General features: G+C 45.2%; 28 protein-coding genes and 2 tRNA genes. 23 read left to right on the top strand and 7 right to left on the bottom strand.

The annotated features are described in order from the left end of the window. Positions 1–60 precede the first annotated feature (60 nt). Both A31E_RS14325 and kilR read right to left on the bottom strand, forming a co-directional pair. Positions 61–231, bottom strand: coding sequence for a YdaE family protein (locus A31E_RS14325; RefSeq protein WP_077688178.1), 171 nt, complete (start codon positions 229–231; stop codon positions 61–63). Beyond that, complete coding sequence (gene kilR / locus A31E_RS14330; RefSeq protein WP_000560220.1) at positions 231–452, bottom strand: killing protein KilR; 222 nt, start codon at positions 450–452, stop codon at positions 231–233. The genes A31E_RS14325 and kilR overlap by 1 nt, the downstream gene beginning before the upstream one ends. A 441-nt stretch (positions 453–893) precedes the next feature. On the opposite strand from kilR, the gene A31E_RS0122575 reads away from it, so the two are divergent. Then, on the top strand, positions 894–1,382 hold the full coding sequence (locus tag A31E_RS0122575) for a superinfection exclusion B family protein (protein ID WP_050583027.1): 489 nt from the start codon (positions 894–896) through the stop codon (positions 1,380–1,382). On the opposite strand, the gene A31E_RS23530 is transcribed toward A31E_RS0122575, so the two are convergent. The 3 genes from A31E_RS23530 to A31E_RS25735 all read right to left on the bottom strand — a co-directional run bounded on the left by A31E_RS23530 (position 1,379) and on the right by A31E_RS25735 (position 2,299). Further along, positions 1,379–1,534, bottom strand: coding sequence for a YdaF family protein (locus A31E_RS23530; protein ID WP_001169151.1), 156 nt, complete (start codon positions 1,532–1,534; stop codon positions 1,379–1,381). The genes A31E_RS0122575 and A31E_RS23530 overlap by 4 nt on opposite strands. Positions 1,535–1,544: 10 nt before the next feature. Beyond that, positions 1,545–1,724: a hypothetical protein gene (locus A31E_RS25300; RefSeq protein ID WP_001326317.1), complete on the bottom strand. Its 180-nt coding sequence runs from the start codon at positions 1,722–1,724 to the stop codon at positions 1,545–1,547. A 236-nt stretch (positions 1,725–1,960) separates the two neighbouring features. Beyond that, the gene (locus A31E_RS25735; RefSeq protein WP_001416688.1) at positions 1,961–2,299 is read right to left on the bottom strand and encodes a LexA family protein; all 339 of its coding nucleotides are present in this window, start codon (positions 2,297–2,299) and stop codon (positions 1,961–1,963) included. A 391-nt stretch (positions 2,300–2,690) separates the two neighbouring features. Here A31E_RS25735 and A31E_RS14335 point away from each other — a divergent pair, with 391 nt between their 5' ends. From A31E_RS14335 to A31E_RS14350, 4 genes are all read left to right on the top strand, one after another. Beyond that, positions 2,691–2,933, top strand: a complete 243-nt coding sequence (locus tag A31E_RS14335; protein ID WP_000747949.1) for a Cro/CI family transcriptional regulator — start codon at positions 2,691–2,693, stop codon at positions 2,931–2,933. Further along, complete coding sequence (locus tag A31E_RS14340) at positions 2,917–3,342, top strand: toxin YdaT family protein (RefSeq protein WP_016248735.1); 426 nt, start codon at positions 2,917–2,919, stop codon at positions 3,340–3,342. Before A31E_RS14335 ends, A31E_RS14340 begins: the two co-directional genes overlap by 17 nt. A gap of 71 nt (positions 3,343–3,413) precedes the next feature. Then, positions 3,414–4,496: a hypothetical protein gene (locus A31E_RS14345; protein ID WP_016248734.1), complete on the top strand. Its 1,083-nt coding sequence runs from the start codon at positions 3,414–3,416 to the stop codon at positions 4,494–4,496. Between the two features lie 40 nt (positions 4,497–4,536). Next, positions 4,537–4,959: a DUF977 family protein gene (locus A31E_RS14350; RefSeq protein WP_016248733.1), complete on the top strand. Its 423-nt coding sequence runs from the start codon at positions 4,537–4,539 to the stop codon at positions 4,957–4,959. A 172-nt stretch (positions 4,960–5,131) separates the two neighbouring features. Here A31E_RS14350 and A31E_RS14355 read toward each other — a convergent pair whose 3' ends face one another. Then, positions 5,132–6,943, bottom strand: a complete 1,812-nt coding sequence (locus A31E_RS14355) for an ATP-dependent nuclease (RefSeq protein WP_016248732.1) — start codon at positions 6,941–6,943, stop codon at positions 5,132–5,134. A gap of 634 nt (positions 6,944–7,577) precedes the next feature. Between A31E_RS14355 and hokD the strand changes: the two genes are divergently transcribed. The 8 genes from hokD to A31E_RS14390 all read left to right on the top strand — a co-directional run bounded on the left by hokD (position 7,578) and on the right by A31E_RS14390 (position 11,486). Continuing rightward, positions 7,578–7,733: a type I toxin-antitoxin system toxin HokD gene (gene hokD / locus A31E_RS14360; protein ID WP_000813254.1), complete on the top strand. Its 156-nt coding sequence runs from the start codon at positions 7,578–7,580 to the stop codon at positions 7,731–7,733. Between the two features lie 464 nt (positions 7,734–8,197). Then, positions 8,198–8,797 (top strand): DUF1367 family protein, encoded by a 600-nt coding sequence (locus tag A31E_RS14365; RefSeq protein ID WP_000940316.1) that lies wholly within the window; start codon positions 8,198–8,200, stop codon positions 8,795–8,797. Continuing rightward, positions 8,797–9,087, top strand: a complete 291-nt coding sequence (locus tag A31E_RS14370) for a DUF1364 domain-containing protein (protein ID WP_001551052.1) — start codon at positions 8,797–8,799, stop codon at positions 9,085–9,087. Before A31E_RS14365 ends, A31E_RS14370 begins: the two co-directional genes overlap by 1 nt. Further along, positions 9,084–9,626, top strand: coding sequence for a DUF1133 family protein (locus A31E_RS14375; RefSeq protein ID WP_000640136.1), 543 nt, complete (start codon positions 9,084–9,086; stop codon positions 9,624–9,626). Before A31E_RS14370 ends, A31E_RS14375 begins: the two co-directional genes overlap by 4 nt. A 365-nt stretch (positions 9,627–9,991) precedes the next feature. Continuing rightward, positions 9,992–10,067: transfer RNA gene (locus tag A31E_RS14380), tRNA-Thr, on the top strand. A gap of 3 nt (positions 10,068–10,070) precedes the next feature. Continuing rightward, a tRNA-Gly gene (locus tag A31E_RS0122565) sits at positions 10,071–10,145 on the top strand. Between the two features lie 776 nt (positions 10,146–10,921). Beyond that, on the top strand, positions 10,922–11,137 hold the full coding sequence (gene essD, locus A31E_RS14385; protein ID WP_000839599.1) for a phage lysis protein EssD: 216 nt from the start codon (positions 10,922–10,924) through the stop codon (positions 11,135–11,137). A gap of 4 nt (positions 11,138–11,141) precedes the next feature. Beyond that, positions 11,142–11,486, top strand: a complete 345-nt coding sequence (locus tag A31E_RS14390; RefSeq protein WP_000193293.1) for a YdfR family protein — start codon at positions 11,142–11,144, stop codon at positions 11,484–11,486. Here the strand turns inward: A31E_RS14390 and A31E_RS14395 are convergent. After that, a complete protein-coding gene (locus tag A31E_RS14395; protein ID WP_000370546.1) occupies positions 11,452–11,724 on the bottom strand; it encodes a hypothetical protein in 273 nt (90 codons plus the stop codon). The two genes, A31E_RS14390 and A31E_RS14395, sit on opposite strands and share 35 nt — an antisense overlap. Positions 11,725–11,829: 105 nt before the next feature. On the opposite strand from A31E_RS14395, the gene A31E_RS14400 reads away from it, so the two are divergent. The 10 genes from A31E_RS14400 to A31E_RS14445 all read left to right on the top strand — a co-directional run bounded on the left by A31E_RS14400 (position 11,830) and on the right by A31E_RS14445 (position 21,345). Beyond that, positions 11,830–12,363, top strand: a complete 534-nt coding sequence (locus A31E_RS14400; protein WP_000992105.1) for a lysozyme — start codon at positions 11,830–11,832, stop codon at positions 12,361–12,363. Then, complete coding sequence (locus A31E_RS26770; RefSeq protein WP_000091919.1) at positions 12,360–12,824, top strand: lysis protein; 465 nt, start codon at positions 12,360–12,362, stop codon at positions 12,822–12,824. The genes A31E_RS14400 and A31E_RS26770 overlap by 4 nt, the downstream gene beginning before the upstream one ends. Before the next feature lie 137 nt (positions 12,825–12,961). Then, the gene (trkG, locus tag A31E_RS14410) at positions 12,962–14,419 is read left to right on the top strand and encodes a Trk system potassium transporter TrkG (RefSeq protein WP_024165216.1); all 1,458 of its coding nucleotides are present in this window, start codon (positions 12,962–12,964) and stop codon (positions 14,417–14,419) included. A gap of 137 nt (positions 14,420–14,556) precedes the next feature. Then, on the top strand, positions 14,557–15,348 hold the full coding sequence (locus A31E_RS14415; RefSeq protein WP_001291091.1) for a ParB/Srx family N-terminal domain-containing protein: 792 nt from the start codon (positions 14,557–14,559) through the stop codon (positions 15,346–15,348). Next, the gene (locus tag A31E_RS14420; protein ID WP_001204031.1) at positions 15,341–16,273 is read left to right on the top strand and encodes a GREB1-related protein; all 933 of its coding nucleotides are present in this window, start codon (positions 15,341–15,343) and stop codon (positions 16,271–16,273) included. Before A31E_RS14415 ends, A31E_RS14420 begins: the two co-directional genes overlap by 8 nt. Then, positions 16,251–16,460: a hypothetical protein gene (locus A31E_RS14425; RefSeq protein WP_000126788.1), complete on the top strand. Its 210-nt coding sequence runs from the start codon at positions 16,251–16,253 to the stop codon at positions 16,458–16,460. Before A31E_RS14420 ends, A31E_RS14425 begins: the two co-directional genes overlap by 23 nt. A gap of 3 nt (positions 16,461–16,463) precedes the next feature. After that, a complete protein-coding gene (locus tag A31E_RS14430; protein WP_000089437.1) occupies positions 16,464–17,558 on the top strand; it encodes a terminase small subunit in 1,095 nt (364 codons plus the stop codon). Beyond that, the gene (locus A31E_RS14435; RefSeq protein ID WP_000625349.1) at positions 17,539–18,840 is read left to right on the top strand and encodes a terminase large subunit domain-containing protein; all 1,302 of its coding nucleotides are present in this window, start codon (positions 17,539–17,541) and stop codon (positions 18,838–18,840) included. The genes A31E_RS14430 and A31E_RS14435 overlap by 20 nt, the downstream gene beginning before the upstream one ends. 2 nt (positions 18,841–18,842) lie before the next feature. Next, positions 18,843–20,249 (top strand): DUF4055 domain-containing protein, encoded by a 1,407-nt coding sequence (locus tag A31E_RS14440; protein ID WP_000763705.1) that lies wholly within the window; start codon positions 18,843–18,845, stop codon positions 20,247–20,249. After that, positions 20,233–21,345, top strand: a complete 1,113-nt coding sequence (locus tag A31E_RS14445) for a phage minor head protein (protein ID WP_024165603.1) — start codon at positions 20,233–20,235, stop codon at positions 21,343–21,345. Before A31E_RS14440 ends, A31E_RS14445 begins: the two co-directional genes overlap by 17 nt. Positions 21,346–21,416: the final 71 nt, after the last annotated feature.

The following is a 21,416-nucleotide window of genomic DNA, read 5'->3' as shown; positions in this document are numbered from 1 at the left end:
TTAAGGTTGAGCGAATCCCTGCCATTGCTGGCATGAATTCAGTTTCGCATAGTCAGTTAATTAAAGTTCGTGTGCCATCTGGTCTTTTTCGGCACAGATTTCACTACAATATTTTTTCATTTCCGTCGTTGGTATAACTCCACGCATGAAATGAAGTGGTCTTTTAATGCTTTTGCTTTCTTCAACCCCTTTATTGCAAAGGTGGTAAGCACATTTTATTTTCTTAGTCATCACCATGATTCCGCCTTTACAGGTAAACCATCACGACCGAGGAAAACTTTAATCATGCAGTCAGTAATGCATGTTTTTGTGGTCAGGTTACGAATATATAGTTTTCGCTTTTTAATATTGTTTGCCGAGGCAATATATGTCCGGCCTTCATGAAGAACATAATCGCCAGGAGTCACACACTGACGTGGTATTTCATCAGTTCCGAAGTGATGTGCAATCATAATTATCTCCATTTTTACAAATGAACTTTGTTGATGCGGTGCCTGGTGCCTCCAGGTGACTGCAACCAGTTAACAATTACAGTCGGCTTTCCCACCCAAACTAATAAGGACTAACATGACTTTTAACTGTGCCACGTGCGCTTAGCCGCATTCACCGCATCAAAAAATTCACTTTAAAAAGGGCGGACATCAGCCGAACTTCAAGAAAAAAACTGATGCCGCCAGGACTACACACAGCAATGTCGTTATTTACAACCGGAGGCGCACTCCCACCATTTAAATTTAACAGACAAGACCGACTCTTTATGGATATCGGAAATGCGCCTTCGTGTTGTGCCCGGTTTTATTTCACCACCTCCGGGCTTCGGTGGTCTCGGCTATACCCCTACAGCGAGAGCTTGTGTTAACATTTCAATACCCTTACAGTTGAGAGTTATTGATATGTTGGATGTATTTACTCCATTGTTGAAACTTTTTGCTAACGAGCCACTCGAAAGACTTATGTATACGATTATCATTTTTGGTCTCACTCTCTGGCTGATACCGAAAGAGTTTACTGTCGCATTCAATGCTTATACTGAAATATCTTGGCTCTTTCAGATTATCGTTTTTGCCTTTTCTTTCGTGGTCGCCATTTCCTTCTCAAGATTGCGAGCACATATTCAAAAGCATTATTCATTACTACCAGAGCAACGAGTATTGCTTCGTTTATCTGAGAAAGAAATCGCTGTATTTAAAGATTTCCTTAAAACAGGAAATCTTATTATCACTTCTCCTTGCCGTAACCCGGTTATGAAAAAATTAGAACGGAAGGGCATCATTCAACATCAGAGTGATAGCGCAAACTGTTCTTATTATCTCGTCACCGAAAAATACTCCCATTTTATGAAGTTATTCTGGAACAGCAGGAGTAGACGTTTTAATCGTTAGCTTACTGTGTGCTTCTCCAACCATCGGCGCGCACCAGTTTCGGTTTTAAATGTTTTGCTTTTGGTATACGTCATGGCAGTGAACGTTCCATCCTGGTTGGGGAACACGCCGCACACCAGGGATTCGTTGTTGCCGAGGTCGATTTTTTGCATTTTGCGAATCTCACATCTTGTTGCTACGTATAGCGACTTCTGCCTGCCAGAGATCCCAGTCGTTGCTGCGTAAAGCCTGCACAGCCTGGTTGTAAGTGATACCGCAACAATCCATCAAATACTGAACTACTTCGTAATGCACCATCTTATCTATCCCCTTAACGCCGGGTGGCGGAACTAACTGCTGCACTGCAAAATTTGAATCCCGCCGTCATGTTCATACGCCTCGGGCTGGCTACTTAACCCCTGACCACTGCCTGGTAACTCGAAGTATTGCCCTGCATTCTGTGGGGCGGGGTGAGGGAATGAATGAAGTTTAGAAAAATGAACATTTAAGGTCAATGTTTTTTTATCAAAACATTTTAAGCAGGCAGCTGTTACGCCATCACTACGATGGCATACAGTTAATCAAATAGATGAGGTTGGTTAAATATCTTGTTGAATTTTAAAGCATACTCCCAATATGCAAGATAGATCATCCAGCATAATTGAAGGGTAGCGAGGATTCGTGGGGACTAAAAGAATATCCGGCCCTTCTATCTCCAGTTTGCGAATGACAGGCGTTGTGGTCCCTTTGGGTAAGGCAAGGACAATATTTCCTGGTTGTACGATTCGATCGGGATCAACAAAAACTGTTGAACCATTTGGGATGGAAACTCCACCACCAGATGTCGACATACTGTCACTCTCTAGAACAACAGCAAAGGTATTGGCCGGGATTTCTCCGACAAGCTGCACACAAGAGGTTATTGAGGAATTTTTCATATAATCACTCCAGCTTGCTGCCTGCTGAAGTGATAGTAGCGGAACCGTTTTTATCGGCGGTAAAGATAGATCAAGCGAATCACCTGTATTTAATTCTCCTCCATTAAGAAGCCAATTTTCGTTTACTTTCAAGATCTTTGCCAGTGAGCTTATGTAACGCGAGGACGGCGCTCCTCCACCGTTCATCCATTGACTTACGGAGCCTTTTGATGCGCCAGTGGCATTGACAAGGTCTTTGCCTTTCAAGTTTAGCGCATGCATACGTTGGGTTATGCGTTCAGATATTGTTTGCTTGTTCATGTTTTGATTTTAAAACACAGATGGTTTTGTTTCTTGACTTTCTTTGGTTTTGATTATTAAACTTTTGGCGTTCAGTTTTATGGAGCGAATCATGAAAAAATCAGAAGTATTAGGCTATTTTGGCGGAGTTGTTAAAACAGCCGCCGCTCTAGGAACGTCAAAAACCACAGTCAGCATGTGGGGGGAAGACGTTCCGTGGAAATGGGCGTTGCTAATTCAGGCAGTCACTGCCGGGGCGCTCAAATATGAGTTACACATACCGACGGTTGTCATTCCCGGTTCTGATCATAATCCGCCTTCTAACCAAGGGGGGATTCATGAAAATCAAGCATGAACACATCCGCATGGCGATGAATGCCTGGGCACGTCCTGATGGCGAAAAAGTTCCGGCAGCTGGAATAACCCAGGCTTATTTTGAGTTGGGTATGACGTTTCCTGAACTGTACGACGACAGCCATCCGGACGCCCTGGCTCGCAATACCCAGAAAATTTTCCGCTGGATAGAGAAAGACACCCCTGATGCAGTTGAAAAAATTCAGGCGTTGTTACCAGCGATCGAAAAGGCAATGCCACCTTTGCTGGTGGCCAGAATGCGCAGCCACAGTTCAGCTTATTTTCGGGAGCTGGTGGAGACGCGGGAGCGGCTGGTGAGAGACGCTGATGATTTTGTCGCAGTGGCAATCGCCGGTTTCAATCAGATGAACCGTGGTGGCCCGGCAGGAAATGCTGTGGCAGTACATTGACTGACAATAGCCATATCGAATCGCTTCCGGCAACTCGTGAGTAAAAAGATTCGGTATTAGAAGAGGTGAGTATGGCTAACGCCTGGCTCAGATTATGGCATGACATGCCAAATGACCCTAAGTGGCGAACAATTGCCAGGGTGTCAGGGCAGCCAATTGCAACAGTGATGGCAGTGTATATCCACCTCCTGGTGAGTGCGTCACGAAATGTCACGCGAGGTCACATTGATGTCACGACAGAAGATTTGGCAAGTGCACTCGACGTGACAGAGGAGGTAATTGATTCAATTTTGCAGACGATGCAGGGGCGGGTACTTGATGGTGATTTAATCACTGGATGGGAAAAACGCCAGGTGCTGAAAGAGGACAACGGCAATATTTCGCAAACCGCAAAATCTCCGGCAGAGCGCAAGAGGGCGCAGCGAGAGAGGGAAAGAAAGCGGGAACAAAATGGCGATTGTCACGGCGAGTCACGAAATGTCACGCACATGTCACGACGAGTCACGACAGATAAAGATACAGATAAAGATACAGATAAAGATACAGATCAAGAAGATCAAAACACTATGGTCCATGGCGTAAAAAACGCCACGAACCAGGCAGGGGATGCTCAGACCGTCAATCTTGGTCAGCCAGCAGGCACGACACCGGAAGCCGACTCAGCGTATGCGCTGAAAGCCGATTCGGGCGCTGTGCAGCAGGTGATGACCGCAAGGCAGGAGCAATCACACCAACTTCAGCAGCCTGAAGCCGATTCCGCCATTCAGCGGGAAGCCGATCGGGTAGTCCCGGAAAACACCGGGCAGCCTGTGGGACGAGTGGATTATCCTGATGTGTTCGAACAGGTCTGGCGGGAATACCCGTTGCGTGCCGGGGCAAACCCGAAGAAATCCGCTTTCAGTGCCTGGAAAGCCAGATTACGCGAGGGGGTGCCACCAGAGGCCATGCTGGATGGTGTGAGGCGTTACGCAAGATACCTGGCGGCTACCGGGAAAACGGGAACGGAATTTGTTCAGCGAGCGACGACGTTTTTGGGACCGGACCGGAATTTTGAGAACCCTTGGTTGCTCCCGGTAAGCGGCACGAACAACCAGCGTTGTGTGAATCATATTTCTGAACCGGATAACGAAATTCCGCCGGGCTTCAGGGGGTAAGTGTTAATTTCTGGTCATGAGGTAATTTTCAGGAGGGCTTGTGGCAAAAGTTTTTACACAAGAAGAGCGGGAAAAAATTAAAGGACAGGTTGTTAAGCTAGTACGCCAGAGTGGGCGAGAGACGCTACGGCAACTGGAAGCTAAAACAGGTGCGACAAGATATCTGATGAGCGTTCTTGCCAGAGAGCTGGTTGCGAGCGGTGATGTATACAACTCTGGCTACGGGTTATTCCCGTCTGAACAGGCTCGTAAGGACTGGCAAAACGCCCGCAAAAAACTCTCGAGGGCAAAGCTGAAGAAACCATCTGTGGTTGATCCGGACCTTATCTGGTCATTACCTGACGGAGAAATACGTCGCTACGATAGTCGTCTAAACATAATCTGTCGCGAGTGCCGGAAGAGCGAAGTTATGCGGCGTGTGTTGAACTTTTATCATACCAGTAATAAGAAATTGGTTCGGTAAATGAAATTAAAGTGTATTGACTCAGATGTGAGGTAATATGTCTATGCATATAAACACTTTGTATGCATGTTGTGTTATTTTTAGTATGGTAGAGTGTGTCAGATTTCTTATGATTAAAAACAACCCTCAATAGAGGGTTGTTACTAAATAATATTTATTACAACATTAAAAATTAAAGGATCCAGATTTCAGGATTCTTTAGCGTCTCAATTTGGTTTTTATTACTGGCATAAAATGCATGATACATGTCTATCATTTTTTCGTTGGAGCTGATAAAAACAGATGGATCTTTGTTTAAAATTCTGCTATATGTATCAAATATTGCTTTGTATTCTGGTGTTAAATTATTAGATAGAACTGATGTTACTGTCTCAACTTTGTTTGATGGATTGAAATTTTTAAAAAACAGTCCTTCGAAATGAGGTATTTGAATAAATACCATTGGTTTTTTACTTTTAGAGCATTCGTTCATTATGGATACATTTGAACCCCATGCTCCATTACCTGAAACGCTTCCTTGCTTTAAGCATTTTGGAATGTCGGAGTCATGTACTGCTATATACTCAACGTTAAATTGATTTAATATTTTAGCAAATGTTTTTATATTCCCTTTTCCTAAACAGTCAATGATATGATAATCAACTCCGACAATATCACATATTTTGTTAATGACGATTTTTTCAGTTGGGCCTTCAACTAATATTATATTGTCGTAAAAGAAAAACTCATTAACCATTGGGTTGCATAATCTTATCATTTTCATATTATCTTTTTCCTCTTCAGAAAAAGATAGTTCATCTGTAGATATTGTTTTATTTAGCGATTTGTCTTTTTCTATCCTAATTATAGTCGTGTGCTTCTTGGATAAGTCTATGAATACAGGGGAGTGTGTTGTAGCCATCACCTGCCAGTTATCATTGTTTGCTGCAAAATCATAAAGCGAGTCCCTCGCACTTCTAATTATAGGAGGGTGAAGAAATGATTCAGGCTCATCAATCAATAAAATATATTGTTTTTTCTCAACAGAGATAGGCTTACCTTTCGCTTTTTTTATTTTATCTCGTGCATGAGATTCGTGAGTCAAAATTTGCAAAGCAGACCATAAAACGGAGCGGCGAACACCGTGACCTTGGTTCTCGAGAAGAGAGCTATTTATCCCATCCATTTTCACTGTAAGGTTAGATTCTGAAACCATAACATCCGCATCTACGGGATCCTTGGAAAGTATGTTTAATTCCAGTTCTAGCCCAGGAAAAACAGATGATGATGATTTGGAGACCTGCTGTAGAAGATCATCGATTTTTGATTTGGAATCTTTCATAAGAGTGTCTGTCAACTCTTGTATTTTCTGTATTATATCAGCTTTACTTTCCCCTGTTTTCAGTAACTCATCTTTTGCATCTTCCTTTAAGAAACTTATGATAATTTTTTTAGTTTCATCCATGGATTTATCTGGGCTTATTCTTATTGGTTGAGGAACTCGACTTTGTAGTAGTGTGTCAAGTCCCCCAGAGCCCCCATCAATAAATATGCGTTTGCCAGAGGCATCATCAAGGCCATAGGATTGTTTTTGGGCTGCTTTTTCTGGATGTGACCAAACCCATTTAACACAATAATAGAGTTTGCTTTCCAATGGGGTATTATTTTTCTCCCAATCTCCCCCATACTTTCTTGCCATATTTCTTCTGTCAAGAGCATCATCTTTATAAAACCATTTCTCTCCCCCTAATGTACGAATATCATCATCAGTGATATCAGTGAAAATTCCGCACATTTCAATTGGTATAGATATATCTGAGTTATAAAAATCATGAGCAGTCAGGCCTTTTGCTGATCCTAAAGATGCAAACTTTTCATACGCATCTAATATTGTTGACTTTCCAGAGTTATTTGGACCAATTAGCACAACTATATCATCGATATATACTTCTATTTCATCTTTTATCGACTTGTAATTTTTAATATTAAATTGCTGTAGCTTCATTACATGTATCCTTTTTCTGTTCGGAGTGGCACTTGCTAGTGCAAACTAACATTATAAAAGAATAAAGTGATAGTCTTCTTATTAACACTGGGGCGTATCGTGATACATGTTATGTAAATGTTGCTTATCTCTTTCCTTTTATATGATTTGCTGTTATTTTTAAATGCCGAAGGCTTCCATATGTTTTTATCTCAGTTATCACTATCTTTGATAGTTCGTGTGCATGCGCAGTTTCTTTGAAACTGCAGATATCCGCTCTTTACCCAAACGGACAGACAGATTTGTGTTATGCCAACGCAGAGCGTCGATGGGGAAATAGTATAATAAATGAAAGTTGTTAGTGTCGGATGGGCGTCGTTAACAGGATTTGAGAAAATGAATTTAATTGTTGTTATTGTTCTTATGGTTCGCCTTTCTGATTGATTTCATGTTGGCGAGGTAACGGTAGTTAAGTAGAATGGCTGTGGGTGCTTGAGGCTATCTGCCTCAGGCATGAACACCAAAGGCAGATAGAGAAAAGCCCCAGTTAACATTACGCGTCCTGCAAGACGCTTAACATTAATCTGAGGCTCAATCTATGAACGGCAAATCTAGGTTAGCCTCTTACGTGCCGAAAGGCAATGAGAAGCAGGCTATGAAGCAGCAAAAGGCGATGTTAATCGCCCTGATCGTCATCTGTTTAACCGTCATAGTGACGGCACTGGTAACGAGGAAAGACCTCTGCGAGGTACGAATCCGAACCGGCCAGACGGAGGTCGCTGTCTTCACAGCTTACGAACCTGAGGAGTAAGAGACCTGGCGGGGGAGAAATCCCTCGCCACCTCTGATGTATTATGCATCCTCAACGCAGCCACAGTTAACCTGATTGGCGGGTTTATTTCATCTGTAAATATATTTATAAAAATAATGCCCACGCACAGCATAAAACAAAAAGTATTACAGATAAAAAAGGAACGTAATGTGCAGATTTGTTGTTTTCCATATTTACTCACCTTAATATGATTAACCCTGATAGGGTTGTTATTTCAGCGGTTTTCAAATGAGATATTATGGTGATCTGGCAGATTTGCATAACATTAAAATTTAATTTGTTTAACCGCTTTTAATAATAAGCGTTGTTTGTATCCCAGCAATCTGTTGTTTGGTTTTTATTCCATTAAGGTGGGGCTTTACACTGGAGCCAGTTTATTTATACTTCATACGTCAGCCTGAACAACTGGCATCTGCTGCGCTGCGCCATCGAGAGATTAAGAAATGGCGCATATACAACTGGTCAAACAAACCTCTTCCGGATTACTTCTCCCGGCGACGCCGGAGAGTTGTGATTTTCTGCATCAAATCAAAATAGGCGAGTGGATACACGCAGACTTTAAGCGTGTGCGTAACTACGCATTCCACAAGCGTTTTTTCAAACTCCTGCAACTGGGATTCGATTACTGGACTCCGGTCGGTGGGGCGATCACGCCTCGCGAACGAGAACTGCTGTCTGGTTTCGTTGATTACCTGTGCGAATCAGTTGGTCGGGAACACACGCCAGCCCTGAGTGATGCCGCAGAGCAATATCTGAATACAGTTGCGACACGCAGAACCCGGGATACGGCATTGCTAAAGTCGTTTGAGGCTTTTCGCGAGTGGGTAACCATTCAGGCTGGATTTTACACCGAACATTTTTATCCGGACGGTAGCCGCGGGCGTCGGGCAAAATCTATCGCTTTTGCGAATATGGACGAAACCGAGTTTCAGCAGGTTTATAAATCTGTTCTGAATGTGCTGTGGAACTGGATTCTGTTCCGTAAATTTTCCTCTCCGGAACAAGTCGAAAATGTGGCCGCGCAGCTGCTGGAGTTTGCGTAATGGTGGATTTACGTAAAGCGGCGCGGGGGCGGATGTGCACCGTCAGAATTCTTGGCTACTGCAATCACGATCCGGAAACGTCTGTGCTGGCGCATTACCGACTGGCGGGAACGTGCGGAACAGCGACAAAACCACACGATATGCAGGCGGCGATTGCCTGTAGCTCATGCCACGATTTAATCGACGGGCGGGTAAAAACAAGCGATTACACCAAAGAAGATTTACGCCTGATGCATGCAGAAGGTGTTTTTCGCACGCAAGAAATCTGGAGAAAGGAAGGTTATTTATGATTTACCCAACAAATACAGGCAAAAGCGGGGAACACCTTCGTCTCACCACGCTGGAAAGTGTCTGGATTCAGGGAAAACTGCGCATGTGGGGGCGCTGGTCGTATATTGGCGGCGGTAAGACGGGGAATATGTTCAACCAGTTGTTGGCCTCTAAAAAGCTGACAAAAACGGCAATTAACGAGGCGCTCCGGAGGATGAAAAAAGCAGGTCTGAACAAGTCTGAACTTGAGGCTTTTTTGCGGGATATGATTAACGGTAAGCAAAAGAGCTGGCTGGCGCATTGTACTGATGCAGAGGCGTTATGTATTGATCGGGTCATAAGTGAGGTGCTGGCAGAGCATCCAGGATTGATTAGCGTCCTTCGGCAACGGTATGAGGGGCGGGGGATGACCAAACGCAAAATGGCTGAATTGCTAAATGATGCACACCCAGAGTGGTGTTTTAGCACATGCGAAAAGCGAATTGCTAATTGGTTGGCCGTTGCTGAGTATGCGCTATACATTCCCATGCGAGAATCATTCGCTCAAAAAACGGCTTGATTTTTTACGCGTAAACTGCTTCAATTTTGCTACGCTTCGCAAAGCTGTATCGCGAGGCGAATCAAGCGCAATTAAACTTTAATAGAACCCGCCATCAAGCGGGTTTTGTTGTTATTGTGGTGTGATATAAGAAACGACATTTAATATTGCCTTCAAAATAAATTTGTTTATATATTGTCGCGTATATTTTAAGTGAAGGTGAAATGTTCACATAAAATAAAAATACATAAATAAATTTACATAGCTTGACGCAAAGTGTTGTTGCGATTGGAATATTAAATCGTATCATCGAAAACGGTTCTGAGGGGGAACTCTTCTTTGCTCGGTGATATCGCTCGGTGATATCGCTCCCCTGAAGAACCAATGCCGACTTAGCTCAGTAGGTAGAGCAACTGACTTGTAATCAGTAGGTCACCAGTTCGATTCCGGTAGTCGGCACCATATGCGGGTATCGTATAATGGCTATTACCTCAGCCTTCCAAGCTGATGATGCGGGTTCGATTCCCGCTACCCGCTCCAGCATTTAAAACAAGCCTTATTGTATTACGGCACTGGCGTATTTTTTTATTACGTGGGAGCAGGTTGTTTTGAAAAAGCATTCTGTTCTCTGGCTATGATTTGAGGCCGGGTGTAGCCTCAGTGCTAATTTTTTACGGCAGCAGAATGGTGCATTATCGGTGGAGATTTTGTATTTCCTGGCAGGGTCGGTGATGCATCATTTTGGTGTTGTAAAAGCACCACAGAGGCGCTCCTCAGTGAGAGGGTGGTTTAAAGAGTCGGTTTAGCGGGAAACCACAGTATCCATGCAGCACGGAATACTTCGGGAGGCACCCGACGCCTCGGTTTAATAACAATTAAAAAATTCATCCCTTGCATTGACCAACCGCCATATCTGGCGGTTTTTTTTATTCCTTTCTCAGGACAAAAAAAGACACGAGCATACAGGAATACTCGTGGGACAACGTCCTTTAGATAGCAATTTGCGAGAGGGTGAAGAGTAGCGCGGTCGTCGGATTAAGACCGCGGGACAAAGTCCATGAAGAATAATAAGTATTGGCCCCTTCTGGGGACATGTTCATACTACTAAGCTTCAGAAGTGGTTTAAATCATCAAATTAACCTTAATTTTCGATAAGTCTTATTTCATTTCTTTGCGCCACACCTGGCGCGCATCAAATAACGCCACGCAAAGGGCATCTGCGGATGCCGGTGCTTTTGACGGGGTGTTTTTTACGGGCCGCTGGTGGCCATTTTTTGTTTCCATTACACAGCGCCCGCATCTGCGAGGTGGGGGTTATGAAATCCATGGATAAGTTAACAACAGGTGTCGCCTATGGCACCTCCGCAGGCAGTGCTGGCTACTGGTTTTTACAGTTGCTCGATAGAGTCACGCCCTCACAGTGGGCAGCAATAGGTGTGCTGGGTAGTCTGGTGTTTGGCCTGTTGACGTATCTGACAAATCTTTATTTCAAGATTAAAGAAGATAAGCGTAAGGCTGCACGGGGAGAGTAATTCAATGACTCAAAACTATGAACTGATTGTGAAAGGGATCCGCAATTTTGAGAATAAAGTTACGGTAACTTTAGCGTTACGGGACAAAAAACGCTTTGACGGTGAAATTTTAGACCTGGACATCTCGCTGGACCGTGTTGAAGGTGCCGCGCTGGAGTTTTATGAGGCAGCAGCCAGAAGGAGCATCAGACAGGTCTTCCTGGATGTTGCTGCCGGGTTATGTGAAGGGGATGAGCAGTCACCGGAAAAGCGCCCCATAATTTTAGAGGCGCAGGGTGTGTGGATAACCTACAAAGGAAAACTGCCGGGAAGAATTACTGGTTCACTGAAGACTCCGCCGAAATGGTAATTTCACCAGCATATTTTTCTTCCAGTAATACCGCCAGCCACTTGAAAGAATTTTGTTGTTGCTGGGACCATTTGGGGTTGAGTGATTCAAGCTGGAGCGATGCCAGTGTTGGTTGCATTTGTTCCTTGGGAATTGAGAATGCCAGATATGAAAATGCGACAGTAAGGGCATTTACATCATCCCGAAGCTTGGAAATGCAGTCGAGCAACTCCTGTAGAGAAATGGTGCTATTGTCCATAAACAATCCTCTCTATTGTATTTAACTATTCCTTGCCTGATTCAACAGGCCGGGACAGATAAACATATCCAGGGTTCAGAAACCGATAAATCCTGATAAATATCCATGAACGCAAAAATCAGATACGGCCTGTCGGCTGCCGTTCTGGCACTGATTGCCGTCGGTGCGCCTGCGCCTGATATTCTCGACCAGTTTCTGGATGAAAAAGAAGGTAACCACACAACGGCATACCGCGATGGTTCCGGTATATGGACCATCTGTCGTGGTGCCACAATGGTGGATGGTAAGCCCGTCATACCGGGAATGAGGCTGTCGAAGGAAAAATGCGACCAGGTTAACGCTATTGAACGTGATAAGGCGCTGGCATGGGTGGAGCGCAATATTAAAGTACCACTGACCGAACCACAGAAAGCGGGTATAGCGTCATTTTGTCCCTATAACATTGGCCCCGGTAAGTGTTTCCCGTCGACGTTTTATAAGCGGCTGAATGCCGGTGATCGTAAGGGTGCATGCGAGGCGATTCGCTGGTGGATAAAAGATGGTGGGCGCGATTGCCGCATACGTTCAAATAACTGCTATGGACAGGTTATTCGTCGTGACCAGGAAAGCGCATTAGCCTGTTGGGGGATAGATCAGTGAGCAGAGTCGCCGCGATTATTTATGCTCTGGTTATCTGCATCATCGTCTGCCTGTCATGGGCTGTTAATCATTACCGTGATAACGCCACCGCCTACAAAGAGCAGCGCGACAAAAATGCCAGAGAACTGAAGCTGGCGAACGCGGCAATTACTGACATGCAGATGCGTCAGCGTGATGTTGCTGCGCTCGATGCAAAATACACGAAGGAGTTAGCTGATGCGAAAGCTGAAAATGATGCTCTGCGTGATGATGTTGCCGCTGGTCGTCGTCGGTTGCACATCAAAGCAGTCTGTCAGTCAGTGCGTGAAGCCACCACCGCCTCCGGCGTGGATAATGCAGCCTCCCCCCGACTGGCAGACACCGCTGAACGGGATTATTTCACCCTCCGGGAACGACTGGTAATGATGCAGGCCCAACTTGAAGGTGCTCAGCAATACATAACCGAACAGTGTTTAAAGTAAAATCTTAACTACAATATGATTCATTTTGATGATTGTTTCATAAGGAACAGTGAAGTAAGATCTAAGAGGAGTTAAATTTTATACAGTATAATCATAATATTGCAGCAAGGTGGTTATAATTGAAAGAATATTTAGATATGAATACATCTCATGTAAGAGTTGTTACTCATATGTGTGGGTTCCTGGTTTGGCTCTATAGTCTTTCAATGTTGCCACCAATGGTTGTAGCATTGTTTTATAAAGAAAAAAGCCTATTCGTTTTCTTTATAACTTTCGTTATATTTTTTTGCATTGGTGGCGGAGCGTGGTATACAACTAAGAAATCTGGCATTCAATTACGTACCCGTGATGGGTTTATTATAATTGTAATGTTTTGGATTTTGTTTTCTGTTATTAGTGCATTCCCTTTATGGATTGACTCAGAACTTAATTTAACGTTCATTGATGCTCTGTTTGAAGGGGTTTCTGGAATAACAACAACAGGAGCAACTGTAATTGATGATGTTAGTTCATTACCTCGGGCATATTTGTACTATCGGTCACAGTTAAATTTTATAGGTGGTTTAGGAGTTATTGTTCTGGCGGTTGCTGTATTGCCATTATTGGGTATTGGTGGTGCAAAGCTTTATCAGTCAGAAATGCCGGGGCCATTTAAGGATGACAAACTCACTCCCCGCCTGGCCGATACGTCACGGACACTGTGGATAACTTATTCTTTATTAGGTATTGCTTGTATTGTCTGTTATAGACTTGCAGGAATGCCTTTGTTTGATGCTATTTGTCACGGGATTTCCACAGTTTCGCTTGGTGGTTTCTCAACTCATAGCGAGAGTATCGGATATTTTAATAACTATTTGGTTGAGCTGGTGGCTGGTTCTTTTTCCCTGCTATCGGCTTTCAACTTCACTCTTTGGTATATTGTTATTAGCAGGAAAACGATAAAACCTTTAATCAGAGATATTGAACTTCGTTTCTTTCTGTTAATAGCCTTAGGGGTGATCATTGTTACCTCTTTCCAGGTCTGGCATATAGGTATGTATGACTTGCATGGAAGTTTTATTCATTCGTTTTTTCTTGCCAGCTCCATGCTCACTGATAATGGTTTAGCTACGCAGGATTATGCAAGCTGGCCCACGCACACGATAGTGTTTTTGCTGTTGTCAAGTTTCTTTGGGGGATGTATAGGTTCAACTTGTGGTGGAATTAAGTCACTTCGATTTCTTATACTTTTCAAACAAAGCAAACACGAGATAAATCAGCTTTCTCATCCCAGAGCGTTGTTGAGTGTAAATGTAGGAGGGAAGATAGTTACAGATCGTGTAATGAGGTCTGTATGGAGTTTCTTTTTTCTTTATACTCTCTTCACGGTGTTTTTTATACTGGTGTTAAATGGTATGGGATATGATTTTCTTACATCATTTGCAACAGTGGCTGCATGTATTAATAATATGGGATTAGGTTTTGGGGCTACTGCATCGTCATTCGGAGTGCTTAATGACATTGCAAAATATTTAATGTGCATAGCTATGATTCTTGGTCGCCTTGAAATTTATCCTGTTATTATATTGTTTTCAGGTTTTTTTTGGCGCTCCTAATATATGGCTGATTTATAATTGTGAGTTTAATATTATGTTGACTCACTCATTGATCCAATACCTAACTTTACCAGCAACACCTCCGCCCCCAGTAGCACTGGCTGCTGGGGTGCGTTTTATTCATAAAGCAAGGATGTATGAGCGAGAAATTAAAGATAGTCTATCGCCCATTACAAGAATTGTCACCGTATGCGCACAACGCCAGGACGCACAGCCCTGAGCAGGTGGCACAACTGGTAGAAAGTATTAAGCAATTCGGCTGGACTAATCCGGTGCTGATTGACGAAAAGGGCGAAATTATTGCGGGTCACGGTCGTGTTATGGCGGCTGAAATGCTCAAAATGGATTCTGTTCCGGTCATTGTTCTGTCTGGCCTGACGGATGAGCAGAAAAAGGCGTACCGCCTGGCAGATAATCGCCTGCCGATGAATGCTGGCTGGGATGAAGATCTGTTGCGGATGGAGCTGTCGGACCTAATCAATGCTGATTTTGATGTCTCCCTGACAGGCTTCATCCCGACAGAAATTGATGAACTGTTGACGGATGTTTTGCCCGGTACAGGAAATGAGGAGGAGCCGTATACGACGAAAATTGATACGCCTGTTTATGAGCCGTCGGGCGGTAAACCGGATATCAGTGAACTGTACGACGATACGAAAACGCAGGAGCTGATCAGCCGGATACGTTTGGCTTCCCTTGAGCCTGATATTGAGAAATTCCTCCTGTGTGCGGCAGAACGTCACACGGTGTTTAATTTCAGCAGAATTGCGGACTATTACGCTCACGCCCCCGCTGAAATTCAGTGTTTTTTCGAGGAGTCGGCGCTGGTGATCATTGATTATCAGCAGGCTATTGAAAATGGATTTGTCCGGATGACGCAGCGCATGGTGGAGATCATGCATGGTGGTGAGGAGGAGGAATATGCGTGATGATTTTTGCGCCTTTATTCTGACTCACGGGCGACCGGACAAAGTTCTGACTTACCGGACGTTGCGTCGTGCTGGCTATACCGGGAAAATTTTTATCGTTGTTGATGATGAAGATAAGACACGGCATCAGTACATGGCTGAATTTGGTGAACAGGTGCTGGTGTTTTCCAAAGCCGATATCGCCAGTCGTTTTGACGAAGCCGATAATTTCGGTGACCGCCGCTCAATTTTTTACGCCCGTAATGCCTGTTTCGACCTGGCAAAACTGGTCGGGTGTAAATACTTCATTCAGCTCGATGATGATTATCACGAGTTCCAGTTTCGGGTGGATCGCAACTATGACCAGGCCTATTTTCCGATAAGGAAACTGGATGCGATCCTTTCTGAAATGCTGGCGTACTACGAATCAATACCTGCTCTTTCCATCGCTATGTCGCAGGGCGGGGATTTTCTTGGTGACAATGGCGGCCATGCTTCGTGGGTGAAACGCAAGGCAATGAACAGCTTTATCTGTTCGGTTGATCGACCGTTCTCATTCATGGGGCGCATTAACGAGGATGTGAATACGTACACGAATCTCGGTCGCTGTGGTGAATTGTTTATGACGATCGGTGCTGTCCAGTTAGGGCAGAAACAGACGCAGAAAAACAGCGGCGGAATGACCGAGCTGTATCTGGATTCCGGAACCTACGTTAAAAGTTTTTACTCCGTCATGTATGCGCCGTCGTGCGTAAAAATCTCACTGATGGGTGCCAGCCATAAACGCATTCACCATCAGGTCACCTGGAACAACGCTGCAGTAAAAATCCTTCACGAAAAATACAGGAAGAAGACACCCTGCATATCAATAGGGGTGACAAATGATTCCGTATTCGAAAGTCGAGTCTCTGGCAGCGTGCCGGATGACTGCACAACAAATCGCTGACGTTCTGGATGTTGATCTGAACCGACTGAAAGAAAATCGGGAAGCAATGACAGATTTTTATGCGGCCATCCGTAAGGGCAGAGCGAAAGGTGAAGCCGAGTTACGAGCGGCATTGTTTAAGCTTGCCAGAAAAGGGGATGCCTTTGCTCTGCGCGAACTACTCAGGGTGGATAAAAATCAGGACTAACTGATGAGCAGACCGGACTGGGGGGCGTTGCAGCAGGAGTATATTGCTGAATACACCCGCTCCGGTATATCTCCGGTGGCATGGTGTGAAGCAAGGGGACTGAATTACGCAACAGCCCGTCGTTACATCAAAAAACCTCCGAAAAATGCGCAGACAGAAATGCGCAAAACTGCGCAAAAAAGTGCGCAGAAAAAATCTGCGCAGACTGCACAAAAGCGGAACGAAAAATCTCAGGAAAAAAAGCCAGTATTCGATGCGGGCCTGAATGAGGGCGACGCGGAGGAATTTTCGTTCTGTCCCGATGAATTCGGCATTTCTGACCAGCAGGCTAAGTTTGCGATGCTTGTTGCTCAGGGGAAAAAGCCGACAGAGGCGTACCGACTAGCCGGTTATGAGGGGCAAGGTGCGACAGCTAACAGCAACGCCAGTCGTATGCTTAGAAATGCCAGGGTTTTTCGCGCTATCAGCTACTTCCGCAATCAGTACCAGAAACGCTATACCGCAGACCTGGATTTACTGGTGAGTCAGTTGATGGCCATTGTCCTGGCCGACCCCAATCAGCTTGCACAATTTCGCCGTGTTAACTGCCGTTATTGCTGGGGCGAGAATCATCTCTACCAGTGGCGCGATATAGCAGAATTCGACAAGGCAGCGGCGCAGGCTTCCAGAGATGGCAAACCCGAACCGGAATATGGAGGCCTCGGCTTTGTTGATAACGCCATACCCAATCCGGACTGCCCGAAGTGCTGCGGTGAGGGAACGGGACAGCTTTATATGGCTGATACCACTCTGCTTGATGGGGATGCGCGGCAATTATATGCAGGGGCAAAACTCGGAAAATTCGGCGTTGAGATCCTGCTGGAGGATAAGGCTGCCGCCCGGCGTGAATTGTTGCGTTTGCTTTCTGCTGGCGGGGCTTTATGTGCAGATAAGCGGCTACAGGAACTGGAAATTGAACGACGCAGAATGGAAAACCAGAAGCTGCGCAAAGAGATCGAAACGGTGGAAGATAATGAACATCCCCAGCCTGTGGCGATCAATATTAATGTGGTTGATGCCAGAGTAAGGAGTGATGAAGATGATCTCTCCGACGCTTAATGTGCCTCAGGCGCGATTTCTTTCAATGCCCCATAAATTTAAAGCCTATATTGCTGGTTTTGGCTCGGGCAAAACATGGGTTGGGTGTGGCGGCATATGCAAGGGGATTTGGGAGCATCCAGGTATAAATCAGGGATATTTTGCGCCAACGTATCCCCAAATTCGCGATATTTTTTACCCTACAGTGGAAGAAGTTGCTGCTGACTGGGGATTGAACGTAAAAATTAATGAGGGAAATAAAGAGGTTCACTTTTATTACGGACGCCAGTATCGGGGAACCACTATCTGCAGATCGATGGAGAAGCCACAAACGATCGTCGGTTTCAAAATTGGTAATGCGCTGGTGGATGAACTGGACATTTTGCCGAAGGAAAAAGCCAGAACGGCGTGGCGCAAGATAATTGCGCGTATGCGTTATAAGATTGATGGACTTCGCAACGGTATTGACGTTACAACCACGCCGGAAGGATTCAAATTTGTCTACGAGCAGTTTGTTAAAGCCGTGCGTGAAAAAACAGAGCTGGCCTCACTGTATGGTCTGGTGCAGGCATCTACTTTCGATAATGAAAAGAACCTGCCAGCAGATTACATTCCTTCGCTTCTTGAATCATACCCTCCAGAGCTGATTAAAGCCTATCTTCGAGGACAGTTTACTAACCTGACAAGTGGTACTGTTTACCATCAGTTTGACCGGAAACTGAATAATTGCGAAGAAGTGGAGCAGCCAGGGGAGCCGATTTATATTGGGATGGATTTTAACGTTGGAAAGATGGCGGGGATCGTCCATGTGCTGCGTTTGGGGCTTCCATGTGCGGTAACTGAAATCATCAATGCCTACGATACGCCGGATATGATCCGCATCATTAAAGAACGCTTCTGGCTGTATGACGGGAATGATTACCGGAAAGTGAGGGAGATTTATATTTATCCAGATGCTTCCGGAGATTCCAGAAAATCAAGTAACGCAAGTACGACGGATATAGCCCAGCTTAAGCAGGCTGGTTTTAACGTTGTGGTGAACAGCTCGAACCCGCCAGTAAAAGATCGCGTTAACTCAATGAATGCAATGTTCTGCAATGCCAATGGTGAGCGTCGCTATAAAGTTAATGTGAAGCGTTGTCCGGTATATGCCGAATCTCTGGAGCAACAGGTCTGGGATGATAAGGGGGAGCCTGATAAAAAATCTGGCAATGATCACCCGAATGATGCCGGAGGTTATTTCATCGTTAAGCAATTCCCTATTGTCAAACCGACCGGAAGAGTCACATCACTTCGGATTTAATTATGGCTGATATATCAACACCCAACCTCGACTATAACGATATGCTGGAGGCGTGGGATATTAACGACGCATTGATGGGCGGTACGCTTGAAATGCGCAGGCAGGGGGAAAATTATCTCCCCAAATGGCCTAATGAAGATGAAGACGCTTATAAAAAACGCCTGTCTGTGGCTACGCTACTTCCTGTGTATGAAGAAAGCATCAAACAAAATATTGGGCGCATATTTGCAGAGCCGACAGTATTGAGTGAGGAAACGCCGGAAAAAATCAGGGAATATGCAGAAAATATCGACATGGAGGGGAGCCGACTGGATGTGTGGGCGCAGCAATTTTTCAGTCTCGCATTTCAGTATGGTGTGGCACATGCGCTGGTGGACTATCCACGAACGGATATGAAAGAGATTCGGACAAAAGCCGATGAAAACGCGGCCGGTGGTCGCCCGTACGTTACGATGCTGAATCCACGCCAGGTTATTGGATGGAAATCGAAAGTTGAAAAAGGGAAAGTTGTTCTCACTGATTTGCGTATAAAAGAGGTCATCATTATTGATGGTGATGATTTCGGGCAGAAGAAGGTGGAGCAGATCCGCCATATTATGCCCCGTCGAGTTGAAATTTATCGACGCAGCGAAGGTACTAATGGCGAATCTGTCTGGACGCTTCATGAGTCATGGAATACCAGCCGTGATGATATTCCTCTGGTAACACTGTATACGAAGAAAACAGGGTTTATGCGTGGTACACCGCCATTGCTTAATCTTGGCTTGCTGAATATCAAGCACTGGCAAAGCCAGAGCGAGCAGGACAATATTCTTCATGTTGCCCGCGTTCCATTGCTGGTGGCCTACGGGCTGGACAGGAATGAAGAACTGACGGTTGGTGCATCCACCGCTACGATTTTTGAGGACAGAACAAAAAATGGCCTCGAATATGTTGAACATAGTGGCGCAGCGATAGAATCTGGCGAAACATCACTTGAGAAGCTGGAAAATCAGATGCGTCATGCCGGCGCTAAACTTCTGCGGGCTGAAAATACATCCACCAAATCTGTTGATCAGACTAATGAAGAGCGGATGCAGGAACACTCGCCGCTTTATACAATGGCGAACTCCCTCGAAGATGCCCTCGATAATATTCTCCAGATAATGGCGGAATGGAGCGGAGAGAGTTGCGGTGGCAATGTGGATGTGCGCACTGAACTGGATGTATCTGCCCAGGTGTTTGACTCATCCTCCGCGCTGGCTGTTCAGTCATTGCGTCAGGGCGGTGATATACGTCAGATTGATGCGGTTCGGGTGTTGCAGGCGTTGAAATTTATCGATCAGGATTCCCGTCCAGAGGAAGTGATCGATGAATTAAAAAATCAGAGTGTAATGCTGATGGAAATCAATGATGCAAACCGTGAATGAACGGCTGCGTGATGAATCAATTGCTCATGCAGTCTGGATATCCCGCTATAGCACTGGTGTGGCTGCCAGAATAGTGAAAATACTGAATGACAGCGATGCGGAGCTTACAGCTCGCCTGCTGGTAGCACTGGACAGCCTCGATCCTAGTAGTTTTACCGTTACGCGCCTGGAGTCACTTCTGGCGAGTGTCAGAGAGGTTAACCGCACTGCTATTAACAGCATGTTTACCAGTCTCTCCGGAGAGCTGAACGAGCTGGCAATTTATGAGGTTGGTTATCAGTTAAGTCTGTTTGATTCTCTGCTACCTGATTTTGTTGCTGATGTTCACCCTCTGGTTGGTATCTCTTCTGATGCACTTTACGCCGCTGCAATGGCGCGACCATTCCAGGGACGACTGCTCAGTGAGTGGGCCTCAGATCTTGAGGCGGATCGGCTCAGACGCATAACAAATACGGTGCGTCAGGGTTTTTTGCTGGGGGATACCAATGAGCAGATCGCAAGAAAAATTCGGGGACATGTCAGTAAGGGATTTCAGGATGGTGCATTGCAGATGAGCCGGGCTAATGCGGCCAGCATTGCAAAAACAGCGGTTGGACATCTTGCTGCTACTGCTCGTGAGAGTTTTGCACGCGCGAATAATGATTTGATTAAGGGTAAGCAATGGTTATCAACGCTTGATAATCGTACTACGCCACAATGTCGAATCAGGGATCGCCTCAAATATACGCTGGATAATAAACCTGTAGGTCACAGCGTGCCTTATTTGCAGGGGCCGGGAAAAATTCATTTCTGCTGCCGCTCAACGGAAACGTTCATTCTGAAATCAGCGAAGGAACTGGGTATTGATGTTCGTGATATTTCCCCGGCTGAGCGGGCCAGCATGGATGGCGTGGTGGCCGGAGATACAACCTACAGGGAATGGTTTTTGCGTCAGCCTTACACCAGACAAAAACAGATTGTGGGGGAAACCCGGGCAAAGCTGATTCGGGATGGTGGTATGTCGCCAGATGAATTTTACACCGATAAAGGCGAATGGCTGACGCTGAAGCAACTCCGTGAGCGTGATGCACAGGTATTCAGAAAAGCAGGGATTTAAATAAATCATTTATTACAACAGGCTACCTTCGGGTGGCCTTTTTTATTGCTGCGATCCGGATGGTGAGCAGC

Source organism: Escherichia sp. KTE159 (assembly GCF_000408805.1).
GTDB classification, from domain to species: Bacteria; Pseudomonadota; Gammaproteobacteria; order Enterobacterales; family Enterobacteriaceae; genus Escherichia; species Escherichia marmotae.
This window is presented reverse-complemented; position numbering and strand designations above follow the sequence as displayed.

Bases quoted from the DNA above. Each gene is read 5' to 3' on its own strand.
- A31E_RS23530 (WP_001169151.1), bottom strand. From the start codon at position 1,534: ATGCAAAAAATCGACCTCGGCAACAACGAATCCCTGGTGTGCGGCGTG.
- trkG (WP_024165216.1), top strand. From the start codon at position 12,962: ATGAATACATCTCATGTAAGAGTTGTTACTCATATGTGTGGGTTCCTG.
- A31E_RS14445 (WP_024165603.1), top strand. From the start codon at position 20,233: ATGCAAACCGTGAATGAACGGCTGCGTGATGAATCAATTGCTCATGCA.
- A31E_RS14345 (WP_016248734.1), top strand. From the start codon at position 3,414: ATGGCTAACGCCTGGCTCAGATTATGGCATGACATGCCAAATGACCCT.
- A31E_RS14390 (WP_000193293.1), top strand. From the start codon at position 11,142: ATGACTCAAAACTATGAACTGATTGTGAAAGGGATCCGCAATTTTGAG.
- A31E_RS14425 (WP_000126788.1), top strand. From the start codon at position 16,251: ATGACTGCACAACAAATCGCTGACGTTCTGGATGTTGATCTGAACCGA.
- kilR (WP_000560220.1), bottom strand. From the start codon at position 452: ATGATTGCACATCACTTCGGAACTGATGAAATACCACGTCAGTGTGTG.
- hokD (WP_000813254.1), top strand. From the start codon at position 7,578: ATGAAGCAGCAAAAGGCGATGTTAATCGCCCTGATCGTCATCTGTTTA.
- A31E_RS14365 (WP_000940316.1), top strand. From the start codon at position 8,198: ATGGCGCATATACAACTGGTCAAACAAACCTCTTCCGGATTACTTCTC.
- A31E_RS14420 (WP_001204031.1), top strand. From the start codon at position 15,341: ATGCGTGATGATTTTTGCGCCTTTATTCTGACTCACGGGCGACCGGAC.
- A31E_RS14415 (WP_001291091.1), top strand. From the start codon at position 14,557: ATGAGCGAGAAATTAAAGATAGTCTATCGCCCATTACAAGAATTGTCA.
- A31E_RS14370 (WP_001551052.1), top strand. From the start codon at position 8,797: ATGGTGGATTTACGTAAAGCGGCGCGGGGGCGGATGTGCACCGTCAGA.
- A31E_RS0122575 (WP_050583027.1), top strand. From the start codon at position 894: ATGTTGGATGTATTTACTCCATTGTTGAAACTTTTTGCTAACGAGCCA.
- A31E_RS14325 (WP_077688178.1), bottom strand. From the start codon at position 231: ATGACTAAGAAAATAAAATGTGCTTACCACCTTTGCAATAAAGGGGTT.
- essD (WP_000839599.1), top strand. From the start codon at position 10,922: ATGAAATCCATGGATAAGTTAACAACAGGTGTCGCCTATGGCACCTCC.
- A31E_RS14335 (WP_000747949.1), top strand. From the start codon at position 2,691: ATGAAAAAATCAGAAGTATTAGGCTATTTTGGCGGAGTTGTTAAAACA.
- A31E_RS25735 (WP_001416688.1), bottom strand. From the start codon at position 2,299: ATGAAAAATTCCTCAATAACCTCTTGTGTGCAGCTTGTCGGAGAAATC.
- A31E_RS14440 (WP_000763705.1), top strand. From the start codon at position 18,843: ATGGCTGATATATCAACACCCAACCTCGACTATAACGATATGCTGGAG.
- A31E_RS14340 (WP_016248735.1), top strand. From the start codon at position 2,917: ATGAAAATCAAGCATGAACACATCCGCATGGCGATGAATGCCTGGGCA.
- A31E_RS14435 (WP_000625349.1), top strand. From the start codon at position 17,539: ATGATCTCTCCGACGCTTAATGTGCCTCAGGCGCGATTTCTTTCAATG.
- A31E_RS14375 (WP_000640136.1), top strand. From the start codon at position 9,084: ATGATTTACCCAACAAATACAGGCAAAAGCGGGGAACACCTTCGTCTC.
- A31E_RS14355 (WP_016248732.1), bottom strand. From the start codon at position 6,943: ATGAAGCTACAGCAATTTAATATTAAAAATTACAAGTCGATAAAAGAT.
- A31E_RS14400 (WP_000992105.1), top strand. From the start codon at position 11,830: ATGAACGCAAAAATCAGATACGGCCTGTCGGCTGCCGTTCTGGCACTG.
- A31E_RS14395 (WP_000370546.1), bottom strand. From the start codon at position 11,724: ATGGACAATAGCACCATTTCTCTACAGGAGTTGCTCGACTGCATTTCC.
- A31E_RS14430 (WP_000089437.1), top strand. From the start codon at position 16,464: ATGAGCAGACCGGACTGGGGGGCGTTGCAGCAGGAGTATATTGCTGAA.